General features: G+C 47.5%; 1 protein-coding gene. It reads left to right on the forward strand.

Features of this window, described 5'->3' with window-relative positions; all coding sequences use genetic code 11:
* A partial coding sequence (gene mutM, locus R7Q46_RS27260) for a bifunctional DNA-formamidopyrimidine glycosylase/DNA-(apurinic or apyrimidinic site) lyase (RefSeq protein ID WP_318078283.1) occupies positions 1-641 on the forward strand: 641 nt, incomplete at its 5' end.
* Positions 642-691 lie beyond the last annotated feature (50 nt).

A 691-nucleotide genomic window follows, 5' to 3' on the forward strand; every position in this document is an offset into this window, starting at 1 on the left:
AGTATTTGCTCATAGAAACGGATGCAGGGACTGCCATTGTGCACCTTGGAATGTCAGGCTCGTTACGTGTGTTGGATGCTGATTTTCCTGCGGCTAAGCACGATCATGTCGATCTCAAACTTACAAATGGTAAAGTGCTGCGTTATAACGACCCTCGACGCTTTGGTGCTTGGCTATGGTGCGCTCCTGGTGAGTCCCATGCGGTACTTGATCATATGGGACCAGAGCCTCTAACTGATGCGTTTAATAGCGAGTACATTGCCGATAAAGCGCAAGGCAAGCGTGTCGCGGTAAAGCAGTTCATCATGGACAACAAAGTCGTGGTCGGTGTGGGGAATATTTACGCCAATGAATCTCTGTTTAAATCTCGTATTCTCCCAACCCGACAAGCAGGTCAAGTGACACCCCAAGAGTGGGTGCTGTTAGTGGAAAACATCAAAGCCACGCTAAAAATTGCCATTAACCAAGGTGGTACGACTTTAAAAGACTTCGCTCAAGCCGATGGCAAGCCGGGTTATTTTGCTCAAGAACTTTTAGTGTATGGAAAAGCGGGTGAGCCTTGCCCAGAATGTGGAGAGCCGCTTCAAGAGCTAAAAATTGGCCAACGTAATACCTTCTTCTGTAATGAGTGCCAGCAATAGAAATACGATCGCGTACGGTGTATTGCCATAAAGCAGGTGTAAACGCAGAC

It is taken from the genome of Vibrio sp. 811 (assembly GCF_033339195.1).